13 protein-coding genes and 1 tRNA gene are annotated in these 14,008 nt (G+C 62.5%); 7 read left to right on the top strand and 7 right to left on the bottom strand.

Going from position 1 to position 14,008, the window contains the following annotated elements:
• Window positions 1-2 precede the first annotated feature (2 nt).
• The 6 genes from plsX to ACM62R_RS05795 all read left to right on the top strand — a co-directional run bounded on the left by plsX (window position 3) and on the right by ACM62R_RS05795 (window position 4,561).
• Window positions 3-1,085, top strand: coding sequence for a phosphate acyltransferase PlsX (gene plsX, locus ACM62R_RS05820; RefSeq protein ID WP_415183113.1), 1,083 nt, complete (start codon window positions 3-5; stop codon window positions 1,083-1,085).
• Window positions 1,082-2,056, top strand: a complete 975-nt coding sequence (locus ACM62R_RS05815) for a beta-ketoacyl-ACP synthase III (protein WP_415183112.1) — start codon at window positions 1,082-1,084, stop codon at window positions 2,054-2,056. Before plsX ends, ACM62R_RS05815 begins: the two co-directional genes overlap by 4 nt.
• A gap of 168 nt (window positions 2,057-2,224) precedes the next feature.
• Window positions 2,225-2,527: an integration host factor subunit alpha gene (gene ihfA / locus ACM62R_RS05810; protein ID WP_415183111.1), complete on the top strand. Its 303-nt coding sequence runs from the start codon at window positions 2,225-2,227 to the stop codon at window positions 2,525-2,527.
• A 16-nt stretch (window positions 2,528-2,543) separates the two neighbouring features.
• Window positions 2,544-3,251, top strand: coding sequence for a MerR family transcriptional regulator (locus ACM62R_RS05805; RefSeq protein WP_415183110.1), 708 nt, complete (start codon window positions 2,544-2,546; stop codon window positions 3,249-3,251).
• 94 nt (window positions 3,252-3,345) lie between these two features.
• Window positions 3,346-3,423: transfer RNA gene (locus ACM62R_RS05800), tRNA-Pro, on the top strand.
• A gap of 58 nt (window positions 3,424-3,481) precedes the next feature.
• Complete coding sequence (locus ACM62R_RS05795; RefSeq protein ID WP_415183109.1) at window positions 3,482-4,561, top strand: 2'-deoxycytidine 5'-triphosphate deaminase; 1,080 nt, start codon at window positions 3,482-3,484, stop codon at window positions 4,559-4,561.
• Window positions 4,562-4,594: 33 nt separating this feature from the next.
• Here ACM62R_RS05795 and ACM62R_RS05790 read toward each other — a convergent pair whose 3' ends face one another.
• From ACM62R_RS05790 to ACM62R_RS05760, 7 genes are all read right to left on the bottom strand, one after another.
• Window positions 4,595-4,807: a hypothetical protein gene (locus ACM62R_RS05790; protein WP_415183108.1), complete on the bottom strand. Its 213-nt coding sequence runs from the start codon at window positions 4,805-4,807 to the stop codon at window positions 4,595-4,597.
• 10 nt (window positions 4,808-4,817) lie between these two features.
• Window positions 4,818-5,396 carry an SMC-Scp complex subunit ScpB gene (scpB, locus tag ACM62R_RS05785; protein ID WP_415183115.1) on the bottom strand — a complete coding sequence of 193 codons (579 nt, stop codon included), beginning with the start codon at window positions 5,394-5,396 and terminating at the stop codon, window positions 4,818-4,820.
• 53 nt (window positions 5,397-5,449) lie between these two features.
• Window positions 5,450-6,241 (bottom strand): segregation and condensation protein A, encoded by a 792-nt coding sequence (locus ACM62R_RS05780; protein ID WP_415183107.1) that lies wholly within the window; start codon window positions 6,239-6,241, stop codon window positions 5,450-5,452.
• Window positions 6,234-7,244 (bottom strand): glycoside hydrolase family 3 N-terminal domain-containing protein, encoded by a 1,011-nt coding sequence (locus ACM62R_RS05775; RefSeq protein ID WP_415183106.1) that lies wholly within the window; start codon window positions 7,242-7,244, stop codon window positions 6,234-6,236. The genes ACM62R_RS05780 and ACM62R_RS05775 overlap by 8 nt, the downstream gene beginning before the upstream one ends.
• On the bottom strand, window positions 7,244-8,278 hold the full coding sequence (locus ACM62R_RS05770) for an SPOR domain-containing protein (RefSeq protein WP_415183105.1): 1,035 nt from the start codon (window positions 8,276-8,278) through the stop codon (window positions 7,244-7,246). The genes ACM62R_RS05775 and ACM62R_RS05770 overlap by 1 nt, the downstream gene beginning before the upstream one ends.
• Before the next feature lie 87 nt (window positions 8,279-8,365).
• A complete protein-coding gene (argS, locus tag ACM62R_RS05765) occupies window positions 8,366-10,111 on the bottom strand; it encodes an arginine--tRNA ligase (protein WP_415183104.1) in 1,746 nt (581 codons plus the stop codon).
• Between the two features lie 36 nt (window positions 10,112-10,147).
• Window positions 10,148-11,998 carry a cation:proton antiporter gene (locus ACM62R_RS05760; protein WP_415183103.1) on the bottom strand — a complete coding sequence of 617 codons (1,851 nt, stop codon included), beginning with the start codon at window positions 11,996-11,998 and terminating at the stop codon, window positions 10,148-10,150.
• Between the two features lie 320 nt (window positions 11,999-12,318).
• Here ACM62R_RS05760 and ACM62R_RS05755 point away from each other — a divergent pair, with 320 nt between their 5' ends.
• A complete protein-coding gene (locus ACM62R_RS05755; RefSeq protein ID WP_415183102.1) occupies window positions 12,319-13,824 on the top strand; it encodes a DEAD/DEAH box helicase in 1,506 nt (501 codons plus the stop codon).
• Window positions 13,825-14,008 lie beyond the last annotated feature (184 nt).

Here is a 14,008-nt window from a genome sequence, read left to right as displayed (position 1 = left end):
CCCTGTCGGCGGATTCAGGTGTTGTCGTCATTTCGGTTGACGCCATGGGCGGCGACCGCGGGCCGGCGGCAGTGGTCGCCGGCATCGCAGCTTCTGCTGCCAAAAATCCGGCACTCTATTTCATCGTTCATGGTGATCAGGCACAATTGCGCCCGCTGATCGACGCACGCGGTATTGCGGCGCGGTGTACGATTTGTCATGCCGATGATGTCGTCTCCATGCACGACAAGCCCAGCCAGGTCTTGCGCAGTGGCCGCGCCACCTCAATGTGGTCCGCAATCGAGTCGGTACGCAACCACGAGGCCACCGTTGCGGTATCTTGCGGCAACACCGGCGCGCTGATGGCGGTTTCCATGATCCGGCTGCGCAAACTGCCCGGCGTGAACCGGCCCGCGATCGCCTGTCTCTGGCCGTCGCGCAACCCTTCGGGGTTCAACGTGATGTTGGATGTGGGGGCCGATATCAAGGCCGATGCGCCCGACCTCATGCAATATGCGCTGATGGGCACGTCCTATGCCCGCAACGGTCTGGGGCTGACGCGCCCGCGCATCGGCCTGCTGAATGTCGGCACCGAGGAACATAAGGGCCGCGCCGAACTGAAAATCGCGCATGAGATGATTGCCGCCGCCGCCGAGGCGGGACAATTCGACTATGTTGGCTTCATCGAGGGCGGCGATCTGCCCTCGGATCAGGTCGACGTGATCGTGACGGACGGCTTTACCGGCAATATCGCCCTGAAAACCGGCGAGGGCACTGCCAAGCAGATTGCAGACTTCCTGTCCGAATCGCTGCGCAGCACCTGGCGCTCAAAACTGGGCGCGCTTTTGGCGATGGGCGCGCTTAAACGGCTCAAGGCACGGATCGACCCGCGCCGTGTCAACGGCGGGGTGTTTTTAGGGCTGAACGGCACCGTGGTGAAATCGCACGGCTCGGCCGATGCGACGGGAATTGCAGCGGCTATCGGATTGGCCAGCCAATTGGCGCAATCAGGCTTTCAGGATCGGCTGGCGGCGCGGGTTGCTTCGGTACCGCAGACAGGCCAAGATGCACCCGCGACGGCAGATAAAGGTGAGAACAAGTCATGACATTGCGGGCGGTAGTCAGGGGTGTAGGGCATTATTTACCTTCTCGGGTGGTAGAGAATGCTGAATTCGAGGCTACCGTCGAGACCACCGACGAATGGATCCGTTCGCGCAGCGGAATAGAGCGTCGCCATTTCGCAGCGGACGGTGAAACCACCTCACAAATGGCGATTCATGCCGCCAACGCGGCCCTCGCAGATGCCGCAATGACCGCCGATCAGATCGACGCGATCATCGTGGCGACCTCGACCCCGGATTTTACCTTTCCCTCTGTGGCGACAATGGTACAGGCAGGCATTGGCTGCACGAAAGGGTTTGCCTACGACATACAGGCCGTCTGTGCGGGCTTTGTGTTCGCGTTGACCAGTGCCAACGGATTGATCCTTTCGGGTCAGGCCAACCGGGTGCTGGTCATCGGCGCAGAGACCTTCAGCCGGATCATGGACTGGTCTGACCGCAGCACTTGTGTACTGTTTGGCGATGGTGCCGGAGCCTTGATTTTGGAAGGCCAGGTCGGCCAGGGCACTACGGCCGACAGGGGTATCCTGGCCTCGGACCTTCATAGTGACGGACGATACCGCGATATTCTTTATGTTGATGGCGGCGTGTCCAGCACCGGAACGACCGGGTATCTGCGCATGCAGGGTAATCAGGTCTTCCGCCTAGCAGTGGAAAAGCTGGCTGAAACGGGCCATGCCGCGCTAGGCAAGATCGGGCTGACCCCGGATGACGTTGATTGGATCGTGCCCCACCAAGCCAATTTGCGCATCATCAGCGCCACCGCCCAACGGATGCAAATTCCGATGGAGCGTGTCGTGGTTACGGTGCAAGATCACGGCAACACCTCGGCCGCCTCAATTCCGTTGGCACTATCGGTTGGCAAGGCACGCGGCCAGATCAAGGAAGGCGATCTGCTGGTGACAGAGGCGATCGGCGGCGGCATGGCATGGGGTTCGGTCATTCTACGCTGGTAAATACTGCCCTTACAGCTTGGCAAGCCAATCACTGCAAGGTTTGATCAGGTCGGGCCTGAACGGTTGAAATTCGCCGGCCTCGACGTTCGAAAAACTCCTGCCAAGCCATTGATATTGACTCGGAATGTCAAAGCGCCCATCGTAGGAAAAATTATCCGGGGGGATGGAATGAGCGAAAAGACATTGACACGCATGGATCTGTCCGAAGCGATCTTTCGCGAGGTAGGGTTGTCACGCAACGAATGTGCACAATTGGTTGAAGGTGTGCTGACCCATATCTCAGATGCACTGGTGCGCGGCGAAACGGTCAAGATTTCGTCTTTCGGAACCTTTTCAGTGCGTGAAAAGGCCTCACGCATGGGTCGAAATCCGAAAACCGGCGAAGAGGTGCCAATCAGCCCGCGCCGGGTTTTGTCGTTTCGCCCGTCGCATCTGATGAAAGATCGCGTGGCCGCCGGCAACGTCGACTGAAAAGAGGCGAAGCGCCATGACGAAGTCAGCCGAAGCCTTTCGGACAATCAGCGAAGTGGCCGAAGCACTGGAAACGCCTGCGCATGTGCTTCGATTCTGGGAAAGCCGGTTTTCACAGATCAAACCCGTAAAGCGCGCAGGCGGGCGGCGCTATTACCGCCCGGCGGATGTCGCCCTTTTGGGGGGGATAAAACAGCTTTTGCACGAACAGGGGCTGACCATTCGCGGTGTGCAAAAAATTCTTAAGGAACAGGGTGTTCGCTTTGTCAGCGAACTGGCGGACACGGCGGCCTTGCCCGATGCACCTGACCCTTCAGGCGCCTGGCCAACTGCGCAAACACCCGAGTCGGCCGCGGCGACGGATCATTTCCCGAAGGATCCCGAGGATCCTTCTCGCGTGGCGGACGCCCCTATAGCACTGAACGTAGAGCCCGATCCACCGCAACGCGAGGTGGTCGCCCTGCGTCCTTCGCCACCGCATCAACCATTATTGTTTGACCTTGCGGCAGTGCCCCCCGCCCCCACCGCCAAGAGGCCGGCGAAACCTGCCGCCCTTACGGAAACAGCCCCCCCGGGTGATGGTCCCGCGCTTGCGCCGCGCCTGCGCCGGGTTGATCCGCAGCGCATATCCCCAACCAATCGTGACATGCTTGCCCTGCTGCATCAGAAAATTACCGAAATGCGCGATTGCAGGGCTGCACAACGGCGTCTGCAAGGTCGGTAGGCGGCAGTGATTCTTACTTTGGTGGCAGAGCGATTGAAAAAGGTGCATTTTGCTGCTTGCCCCCGCCGCAACAATCGCTCTATATGCGCGTCGTCGGGCCGTGGCGCAGCCTGGTTAGCGCGTCCGTCTGGGGGGCGGAAGGTCGCGAGTTCGAATCTCGCCGGCCCGACCAACCGACAAACGCCCACCCTGTTTGCAGGGTGGGCGTTGGCATATCTGGAGATACAGTGATGACCACGGGTGTATTGCCGGACACCGCAATCAAAGCGTTGATCGCCCAAAACGCGATTACCGCCGATCTGTCGGTGACCCCCGAACAGATCCAACCCGCCAGCCTTGATCTGCGGCTTGGGGCCACCGCCTACCGCATGCGCGCGTCATTTCTGGCCGGTAATGGCCGACGCATAACCGACCGCCTGGCCGAGTTCGAGATGCACCGCATGGCGCTGACCGACGGCGCCGTGCTGGAAAAAGGCTGCGTCTATCTGGTGCCGCTGATGGAGCATCTGTCCCTGCCCGAGGGTATCACAGCCGTGGCCAACGCCAAAAGCTCGACCGGGCGTCTTGACCTTCTGACCCGTGTCATCACCGATGGCGGAACCGAGTTCGACCGTATTCCCGAGGGTTATGAAGGCCCGCTTTTTGCCGAGATCTGTCCCCGCTCTTTTTCTGTTCTGGTGCGCCCCGGCATGCGCCTCAACCAGATCCGCTTTCGCAAAGGCCAGGCGGCGCTGACCGATGCCGAACTGACCCGCCTGCATACCGAAGAGCCGTTGGTTTCGGGTAAGGCGGTAATTGATCATGGTTTGGGCTTTTCGGTGGACCTGATGCCAACCGAAGGCGACCTTGTAGGCTACCGCGCCAAACCCCACACCGGGGTGATTGATCTTGACCGGATCAGCCATTACCCTGCGTCAGAGTTTTGGGAAGAAATCCGCACCCGCGACGGCCGTATCATCCTGGATCCCGGCGCCTTTTATATTCTGGTCAGCCGCGAGGCGGTCACCATCCCACCCGACCACGCCGCTGAAATGGCCCCCTATCTGGCAATGATGGGCGAATTCCGGGTGCATTACGCGGGCTTTTTTGACCCCGGCTTTGGTCATGGTGCAGCGGGGGGGCATGGGTCGCGCGGCGTTCTGGAAGTGCGCTGCCACGAAGCCCCTTTCGTGCTGGAGCACGGGCAGGTTGTCGGACGGCTGGTCTATGAACGCATGAGCGCCCGCCCGGAACGGCTTTACGGTGCCGGCATAGCCTCAAACTATCAGGGACAGGGCCTGAAACTGGGCAAGCATTTCCGCGCCGGCTGAGGCGTGCAGTCGTTCAGCGCGACCGAATTCCGCTTACCGCCCGATGCGTCGGGTCAGTCGCGCGGCCTGACGGGCACGTTTGACCGCAGCGCGGGCAGTTTTGGCCTGCTGGCGCTCTGACTGGGTCATTTTGGCTGTGGGCTTGCCTTTCCCCGCTACCAGGTCAATGCCACGCTTTAGCCCAAAGGCAACCAATGTCCCCGTCAGGACGCGCGTGATCAGTCTTACCATCTTGTTGGTCGTCATTACCTATCCTCTATTCCTCGAACATGTCACTTTGGCCGGTCGTCTCGTCTGGGTCATCGTCAGCGGGTGTGGTGCTGCCGGGTAGCGGGCGATTGTCTAGTAGACCTGCCGCGCGCAGCTCTTTCAGCCCCGGAAGGTCGCGGGCGGATTCGAGACAGAAATGGTTTAGAAATTCTTGTGTCACCACATAGGTAACCGGGCGACCCGGCGTCATCCGGCGGCGGCCAAAACGGATCCATTCCAGTTCCAACAGCTGATCAACCGTACCGCGTGACACGGCAACGCCGCGAATTTCCTCAATCTCGGCGCGGGTGACGGGTTGGTGATAGGCGACAATCGCCAAGGTCTCGATCGCGGCACGCGATAACTTACGGTGCTCGACCGTTTCCTTTTGCATCAAAAAGCCAAGGTCGGGTGCCGTTCGAAAGGCCCAGGCATCGCCCACCTTTACCACCTGCACGCCGCGCCCCTCATAACGCTTTCGCAGATAGGCCAGCGCCTCGGCGGGGTCGGCGCCGTGCGGCATCCGGTCGGCCAGTTCTTGCAATGTCACCGGCTCGGCGCTGGCGAACAGGATCGCTTCGACCATCCGTTCCTGTTCGGCAATCGGCGGGGCCGCAAAAAGAGAGCGTTCGTCACGGGTCACGGGGTTTTCCGCCTGATGGAGATGGGAGAGAAGGTTTCGCGTTGCTGGATCTCGATCTGGCCCTGCTTGACCAGTTCCAATGACGCCGCAAACGTGGCCGCCGTGGCCGAGCGGCGGCGCGCCGGGTCTGCGGCCCAGCCCTCGGGAAGGTAAGAGACAAGGTCGGTCCAGTCACCCGCAAAGCCGATCAGCCCGCGCAACCGCTCTAGCGCCTGTTCCATGGTATAAAGGTTCTTACGATCAAACGCATAGGGGCGAAATTCATCGCGGGTGCGGATCCGGGCATAGGCCTGCATCAGATCGAGGAGGTTGGCCGACCAGGTAACATGGCGCACCCGGGCGACATCTTCGCTGACGCCGCGGGCAAAGACATCGCGGCCCAGCCGGTCACGGGCCATCAGCATTGCCGCAGCGTCACGCATTGCCGCAAGGCGTTCCAGCTGAAAGGCCAGATGCGCGGCCATATCCTCGGCCGAGGGGCCTGCATCACTGGGGTCGGGCGGCAGCAACAGCCGCGATTTGAGAAAGGCGAGCCACGCCGCCATCACCAGATAATCGGCGGCAAGCTCAATCCGCAGCGTCTTGGCCTGATCGACAAAGCGCAGGTATTGTTCGGCCAGTTGCAGCACAGAAATCCGGCGCAGATCAACCTTTTGCGTGCGTGATAGCGTCAGCAGCAGGTCCAGCGGCCCCTCAAACCCCTCAACATCGACAATCAGCGCCTCGGCCTGAAGCCGGTCAGCGACGCTGGGCGCTGCATCAAACAGGTTGAGGGGGGAATCAGACATGGGCCCTGCCGCAAAGAAGCGCGTCAAATTCAGCTTCAAGGGGCGCTATGTCAATGGGGTCCGGGGGCAGGCGCCGGGCAAGTGCAGCATTGGCGCGGGTCTGGGCGGCGGCAGTCAGCGCACCGGACGCGGCCACCGCTTGCGCCATCTCGGCGCGATCACCATTGCAGTGCAGCACCAGATCACAGCCCGCCGCAATGGCACGGGCCGAGCGCTCACCGATACCGCCCGACAGCGCCTGCATGGCGATATCATCGCTCATCAACAGGCCGTCAAAGCCGATGCTGTGGCGGATCAGCGAAATCAGGCGCGGCGATTGCGTTGCGGGGGCGTCGTCCAGCGCGGGAAAGCGGATATGCGCGGTCATGCCCATCGGCAGATCGTTCAGCGCACGGAACGGGGCAAAGTCACTTACCTCCAGATCGGCAAGGCCGGCCTGCGCGGTGGGCAGGTCGTGATGGCTGTCGGCCTCGGCGCGGCCATGGCCGGGAAGGTGTTTCATCACCGGCAGCACGCCCCCCGCCAGCAGCCCCTCGGCCACGGCGCGGGCATTGGTGGTGACGGTGGCGGCATCATGCCCAAGGCAGCGGTTGCGCAAAAACGGGTGGGTCAGCGGGCCCGCGATGTCACAGGTGGGGGCGCAGTTCGCATCAATGCCAACCGCGCGCAGTTCCGCCGCCATGATCCGCGACCGCAGCCAAAAGCTGCGCGGGGCGGCGTCCCCGGCCCGCTGCGCCTGATCCAGCGGCGGCAGCCATTCGCGCCAATGGGGGGCACGAAGGCGCTGGACGCGCCCGCCCTCTTGGTCGATCAGCACGGGCGCATCGCGGCCCAGCGCGGCGCGCAAATCAAAGGTCAGGCGGCGCAGTTGGTCCGGGGCGTCGACATTACGGGCAAAAAGGATAAAGCCCCAAGGGTTGGCGTCGCGGAAAAACGCGGCCTCGGCCGGCGAAAGGGCCAGACCTTCACAGCCCAGAATCGTGGCGCTGACCGGTAGCGCCATCAGCGCACCAAAGCGGGGATGCAGTTGGTTTGTTCGGCAACGAGGGCGGCGCAAAAACGGCGTGCGTCGGCAACGTCGTCGAACCCTTCCACCCGCAGCCGGTAGAAGGTACGCCCGCCCGAGCTTGCCGCTTGGATCACCCGGCGTTTGCCGACCATCAGCGCCGCGAACTGCGCTGCGACCTTGTCCCATTCGGCGCGGGCAATTTCTGCGCTGTCAAAGGCGCCCAGTTGCACAAGGCGGGTCCCTTGGGCAAGATCAGCCGGATCAATGTCAATCGAGGCGGGAGAGGCCATCGCATCCGCCACCGCAAGCGCGGCAGCTTGCGCGATCAAATCGCCCAATGGGCGCGACATTGGCCGGGGTGAGCGCGACACCCCCGGAACCGACGCGGGAACGGCCCCCTCCGGCACGGTGGGCTCGGCTTCGATGTCAGTGACAATCGCGGCGGGATCAACGGCGGGGTCCTGTGCGTCAGTGGCAATATCAATCGCGCCCGACGCGGCGAGGTCAAGGTCTTGGACCTGCGCAAGAGGCGCGACCCCCTCGACGGCAAGCGTATCGGGCACGGGGATGGCCGCGTCCGGCGTGGCGGGGGCGGTGACTGTCTCGGCGTCTTGCGCCTGCGCTTCGCCGGCCTCGGCCACACGGGCAGATCGGGGCAAGGGGCGCAGTGCGGTCATCGGCAGATCATCAGGCGACAGCTCTGCGATACGCGGCGCCAGCACTACCTGATCGGGGGCGGCAGCGGCCGTTCCCAAGGCAGCCACATCATTGACCGAAAGCCCCAGATGACGCGCCAGATCGCCACCGGGTTCTTCGGGCGCAAGGCGGGCAGGCCCTTCAAGGGCGCGGATCACCGGCACGCCGGTCACATCGCGCACCGCCAGCCGATAGCCCCAGACGGCCAATCCCGCGATCAGCGCCAGTGACGTCAGCGCGCCTGCCGTGGTGACCAGACGCGACACCGGGCGCGGGCCTTCGTCCGTGCCCTGCCCCTCTGCGCCGCCATCGCGGTGATGAATGCTTGTCATGCCCTGCCTCGTCTCCGGGCACCCCGGATCGCCGTGTCACCGAGCGTTGCCCCGGCCTTGCCTGTCTGGTCCCGGCAGCGGCGCGCTTTAGCGCATTTCTTCTGCGGGGGTCACGCCCAAAATAGCAAGACCTGCGGAAATAACAACGCCTGTGGCCCGGGCAAGGGCGATTTTCGCCTGCGTGGTGGCGGTGTCGCCTTCTTGCAAGAAACGCAAGGACGCATCGTCATGGCCGCGGTTCCAAAGCGAGTGCAGATCAGAGGCGATTTCGTAAAGGTAAAAGGCGATCCGGTGCGGTTCGTTGTTTTTGGCGGCAATTTCCACAAGCCGCGGCCATTCGGCAATCTTGCGCGCCAACTGCAGCTCTGCCGGGTGGGCCAGCCTGGTCAGATCGGCCGCAGCAAGGGTGCCGTCATCCGCCGCAACGCCCGCCTCGGCCGCCTTGCGCAGCACCGAAGATATCCGCGCATGCGCGTATTGGACGTAGAAAACCGGGTTGTCCTTCGATTGTTCCAGCACCTTGTCAAAGTCGAAATCCAGCGCCGCGTCATTCTTGCGGGTCAGCATCACAAAGCGGGTCACATCGGCCCCCGCCTGTTCCACCACATCACGCAGGGTGACAAAGGTGCCGGCGCGCTTGCTCATCTTGAAGGGCTCGCCGTTCTTGAAAAGCCGGACCAGTTGGATCAGCTTGATATCCAACGGGACGCGGCCATTAGACAGCGCCGAAACGGCCGCCTTCATCCGTTTGACATAGCCGCCGTGATCAGCACCAAAGACATCGATCAACGCATCAAAGCCGCGCTGCACCTTGTTGTAATGATAGGCAATATCTGGCGCGAAATAGGTCCAGCTTCCGTCTGATTTTTTCACCGGGCGGTCCACGTCATCGCCATGCGCGGTGCTGCGGAACAACGTCTGTTCGCGCGGCTCCCAATCGTCGGGGGTCTTGCCTTTCGGGGGTTCCAGCACGCCGTCATAGATCAGGCCCATGCCGCGCAGCGTTTCAATTGCCGCTTCGATCTGGCCGGTGCCGTAAAGCGCCTTTTCAGACGCGAACACGTCCATTTTCACACCCAAAAGCGCCAGATCATCGCGGATCATGCCCATCATCGCTTCGGTTGCGAAATCGCGGATGTCCTCCAGCCAGACAGATTCAGGTTGATCAATCAGGCTGGCACCGTATTTCGCCTTCAGCGCCTCACCCACCGGGATCAGATAGTCGCCGGGGTACAGGCCTTCGCGGATCTCGGGCTCTTGTCCGTTCGCTTCGCGGTAACGTTCAAAGGCGGAACGCGCCAGCACATCGACCTGCGCGCCGCCATCGTTGATGTAATATTCGCGCGTCACCTGATGGCCCGCGAAATCCAGAAGCGCCGCCAGCGCATCACCGAAAACCGCGCCACGGGTATGGCCCACATGCATCGGGCCGGTCGGGTTGGCCGACACGAATTCAACGTTGACACGCTGCCGTTGCCCCAGGGTGCTGCGGCCAAAATCGGAACCTGCGATCAGAGCGGCACGAACCACCCCTTGCCAGGCGGCAGGCGCCAGACGCAGGTTCAAAAAGCCCGGCCCCGCCACCTCGGCATGGGTCAGGCGCGGATCGGCCAGCAGCCGTGCCGCCAGATCATCGGCAATCGCGCGCGGCGCAAGCCCAGCGGGCTTGGCCAGCACCATTGCGGCATTGGTTGCCATATCGCCATGCGCGGCATCACGCGGGGGTTCAACCGCCACTGCGGTCATATCCAACCCAGCAGGCAGCACGCCCACCGCCATCATGGCCTCCAACGCCTCGATTACGGCGCTGCGAATATCGGCAAAAAGGTTCATCATTCTTTCCTCTGGTTGCCGATTGTCCTGCCAGAGCTAGGCTGCGCCGTCAATGCTTGGCCCCGCTTCGGGTTCGGTCTGGGACGCGCTGGCGGGAAGCAGGGAAATGATCCGGGCCTTGGGACCGGCCTTCATCTCATCGGTCGATTTGACAAAGCGGATCTCGCCCTTTTCGCTGATCCGCGCCAAAGCCACGGCATTGGGGCGTTTGGCGCGCCAATCCTCTTGGGTGAACTCCGGCGTCAGCCGGGTGACGCGGAAGGTCCAGCCCTCATCCAGCATCGTCTGAAAGGCGTCCAATGTGCGCCCCTCGCCAAAGGGGCGGCCCCCCAACTGGGTCGGCAATGCGTGGCGGGGCCGATCTTCGCGGGGGCGCGCTACCTGCCAAACCGCATCGCGGCCCAATTCAGACCCAAGGTCGGTTGCGACCAGCGTGTTATAGGCGTCATTGTCGCTGACCGCGAGGATCGTGGTAAAGTTGAGCAGCTCGACGGAATCCTCGGCCGCCTCGCCCAGAATATCGCCATAATAGGTGGGCAGGCCCATGGCGCGCGCGCGGATCAAATGCGCGTGATTGGGGTCAGTGACCAGAACCGGCACCCCCGCCTTGACCAGCGCCTCGGCCAGCCCGATCGAAAAGCGCGACCCGCCAACGATCAGCACGCCGGGCACCTCGGCCCCTGCCAGCCCCAACGCGCGGGCAAAGGGCGCCAGCGTAAAGCCGTGTACGACCACCGTAACCAGCACCAGCACAAAGGCCAGGGGCCCGATCAACGCGCCATCGGCTACGCCCATTTCGGCCAGACGCTGGCCAAAAAGGCCCGCGACCGCCACCAGCACCACGCCACGCGGCCCGGTAAAGGCAACCAACAGCCGCTCGGCGCGTGGCAGGTCAGTGCCGGTCAGCGCCACCAGCACCGTCAGCGGCCGCGCCACCAGAACCACCGCCAGCACAAACACCACCGCCCGCCAGTCAAGCGCCGCCATCTGCCGAAAATCCAGCGATGCCGCCAGCAGGATGAACACCCCCGACACCAGCAGGATCGTCGCATGTTCCTTGAACCGCCGCAGTTCCTGATAGGATGGCAGGTCGGCGTTGCCGATCACCAGCCCCATCACCGTAACCGCCAACAACCCGCTTTCGTGCAGCACCGTATCGGCCAGCGCAAACACCGCCAGCAGCACCACAAACAGCACCGGCACCTTCATGTATTCGGGCACCATCGCGCGCCAAAACGCCCGCGCCACGCCAAACCCCGCCAAAAGCCCCAGCACCAGCGCAAAGCCGATCCCAACGGTCAGATCCAAGATTGCCTCGTTCAGGGTCAAACCAGAACGCGCCACAAGGATCACCTGAAACGCCAGCACCGCGGCAAGGGCGCCTATCGGGTCGTTGACGATAGCTTCCCACTGCAACAGCTGCGCCGGGCGCCGGTCCAACCGCGCCTGACGCAGTAAAGGCGCAATCACCGTTGGACCGGTCACGATCATGATGCCGCCAAACACCGAGGCAGACTGCCAGCTAAGCCCCGCCCCCCAAGCCAGCACCAACGTTGACAAAAGCCAGCCCAGCGGCGCCCCGATCAGCACCAGCCGCCGCACCCCCGTCTTGGCATCTTTCAACCGGTGCAGATCAAGGCTCAGTCCGCCCTCAAACAGGATCACCGCGACCGCCAGCGAAATCAGCGGCCCCGTCAACGCACCAAAATCACGGTCCGGGTCGATCAATCCGGTGACCGGCCCCACAATGATACCGGCAATCAGCATCAGCACGATGCCCGGCAACCGCAGCCGCCACGCCAGCCACTGCGCGCCGACACCAAAAATGCCCACCAGCGCAAAGGCCATCACCGGCCCCATGCCACCCACCACTGCCGCGTCAACCATCCGCCACCCCAAAAACCTGCTCCACCTGGTGATCAAAGTCAGGTTTGGCATGGATTATCAAGCATTCCGCAGCGATGCCCCGTTAGCCGCGCCTCAGGACATCGGGGCATATCGGGCCCCAACCCCCAGACGGGCTGCGCGCCAGACATCATATACCGCAACATGCAGGTGCCTGACGCGCACCACGACAAGCCCAAGATTGACCTTTAATTACATATGCAGTAGTGCCTTTGCACCCGCATCCGGCGGGTAACACCGGGACGCCCTGAACTTTGCGTCCCTTTCACCTTCGCGGAACGACCCCCGCACATAGGACGCTGATGACCAAATTTTCCGACTTGAAGCTGGACCCGAAGGTCCTGACCGCCATTGCAGATGCAGGCTACGAAACCCCCACCCCGATTCAGGCCGGCGCGATTCCGCCCGCACTGGAAGGCAAAGACGTGCTGGGCATTGCCCAGACCGGCACCGGCAAGACGGCCTCTTTTACCCTGCCGATGATCACGATGTTGGCCAAGGGCCGCGCAAGGGCGCGGATGCCGCGCAGCCTGGTGCTGTGCCCAACACGCGAACTTGCCGCGCAAGTAGCCGAAAACTTTGATATTTACGCCAAAAATACCAAGCTGACCAAGGCACTGCTGATTGGTGGCGTCAGCTTTGGCGAACAAGACAAGCTGATCGACCGGGGCGTTGACGTGCTGATCGCCACGCCGGGCCGGTTACTGGACCATTTCGAACGCGGCAAATTGTTGCTGACCGGCGTGCAGATCATGGTTGTCGACGAGGCCGACCGGATGCTCGACATGGGCTTCATCCCCGATATCGAGCGGATCTTTCAACTGACGCCGTTCACCCGGCAAACGCTGTTCTTCAGCGCCACGATGGCACCCGAGATTGAGCGGATCACCAACACCTTCCTGCACGCTCCGGCGCGTATTGAAGTGGCGCGTCAGGCGACCACCTCGGAAACCATCGAACAGCGGCTTTACGCCCTGACCCCCACGCGCCGCGACCAGTCGGCCAAGCAAAAACGCGAACTGCTGCGCGCCCTGATCAAATCCGAGGGTGAAAGCTGCACCAACGCGATCATCTTTTGCAACCGCAAGACCGAGGTTGATATCCTATCCAAGTCTCTGAAAACGCACGGGCTTAACGCATCGCCCATTCATGGCGATTTGGAACAAAGCCAGCGGACGCGCACGCTGGACGGTTTCCGCGATGGATCGGTGCGCTTTTTGATCGCGTCGGACGTGGCCGCGCGGGGGCTGGACATTCCAGCGGTCAGCCATGTGTTCAACTTTGATGTACCCTCGCACGCCGAAGATTACGTCCACCGCATTGGCCGCACCGGCCGCGCCGGACGCAAGGGCAAGGCTTTTACCATCTCGACCCCGGCTGACGATAAATATCTGGCGGCAATCGAAGCCTTGCTGAAAGGTCCGATTCCCCGTGCTGAGTCGCCAGAAGGTTTTGCCGCCTCGGAGGTGTCGCAACAGGCACCCCGCGAACGCGAGGAAAAACCGGCAGGCCGTAGCCGTAGCCGTGGCGGGCGTGATCGCAGCGAGCCGTCGCGCGATACAGCGCATGTATCCGAGCCCGTTGCAGCGCCAAAGACCGCCGAGCCAGCGCCAGCGCAAACCGCCGCACCCCGTGAAGAGCGTCGCGATGACCGCAACCGCGACCGGGACCGGCGCGATCGCCGCGACAATGGCGCGCCGGTCGTCGGCATGGGGGACCACGTTCCTGATTTTATCTTGCGCAGCTTTCGCACCGCGGCCCAGACATCCACCCCGGAAGATGAGGCCGAGGGCGACGCTGAAAGCTGATGCCTAGGTAGCCACCCCAAGAACAAGGATCCGAAATCCTGCAAGAGGTCTGAACCAAAGTAAAACACCTACCAAGAATTACTTGGTAGGTGTTTTGCGTGTTCATCGTCGGCTAAGGAATGGCCCGGGAGGGCAAAGACGGTTTTTCCCATATATCGCACTGGCTTGCCCGCAGCGCCGCATC

The sequence above is a fragment of the Phaeovulum sp. genome (assembly GCF_047638075.1).
Classification (GTDB): domain Bacteria; phylum Pseudomonadota; class Alphaproteobacteria; order Rhodobacterales; family Rhodobacteraceae; genus UBA6197.
Note: the sequence above shows the minus strand (reverse complement) of the source record. Positions and strands in the feature narration are given on the sequence as shown.

Bases quoted from the DNA above. Each gene is read 5' to 3' on its own strand.
- ACM62R_RS05805 (WP_415183110.1), top strand. From the start codon at position 2,544: ATGACGAAGTCAGCCGAAGCCTTTCGGACAATCAGCGAAGTGGCCGAA.
- ACM62R_RS05815 (WP_415183112.1), top strand. From the start codon at position 1,082: ATGACATTGCGGGCGGTAGTCAGGGGTGTAGGGCATTATTTACCTTCT.
- ACM62R_RS05760 (WP_415183103.1), bottom strand. From the start codon at position 11,998: ATGGTTGACGCGGCAGTGGTGGGTGGCATGGGGCCGGTGATGGCCTTT.
- ihfA (WP_415183111.1), top strand. From the start codon at position 2,225: ATGAGCGAAAAGACATTGACACGCATGGATCTGTCCGAAGCGATCTTT.
- ACM62R_RS05755 (WP_415183102.1), top strand. From the start codon at position 12,319: ATGACCAAATTTTCCGACTTGAAGCTGGACCCGAAGGTCCTGACCGCC.
- argS (WP_415183104.1), bottom strand. From the start codon at position 10,111: ATGAACCTTTTTGCCGATATTCGCAGCGCCGTAATCGAGGCGTTGGAG.
- ACM62R_RS05790 (WP_415183108.1), bottom strand. From the start codon at position 4,807: ATGACGACCAACAAGATGGTAAGACTGATCACGCGCGTCCTGACGGGG.
- ACM62R_RS05780 (WP_415183107.1), bottom strand. From the start codon at position 6,241: ATGTCTGATTCCCCCCTCAACCTGTTTGATGCAGCGCCCAGCGTCGCT.
- ACM62R_RS05795 (WP_415183109.1), top strand. From the start codon at position 3,482: ATGACCACGGGTGTATTGCCGGACACCGCAATCAAAGCGTTGATCGCC.
- ACM62R_RS05770 (WP_415183105.1), bottom strand. From the start codon at position 8,278: ATGACAAGCATTCATCACCGCGATGGCGGCGCAGAGGGGCAGGGCACG.
- scpB (WP_415183115.1), bottom strand. From the start codon at position 5,396: ATGGTCGAAGCGATCCTGTTCGCCAGCGCCGAGCCGGTGACATTGCAA.
- ACM62R_RS05775 (WP_415183106.1), bottom strand. From the start codon at position 7,244: ATGGCGCTACCGGTCAGCGCCACGATTCTGGGCTGTGAAGGTCTGGCC.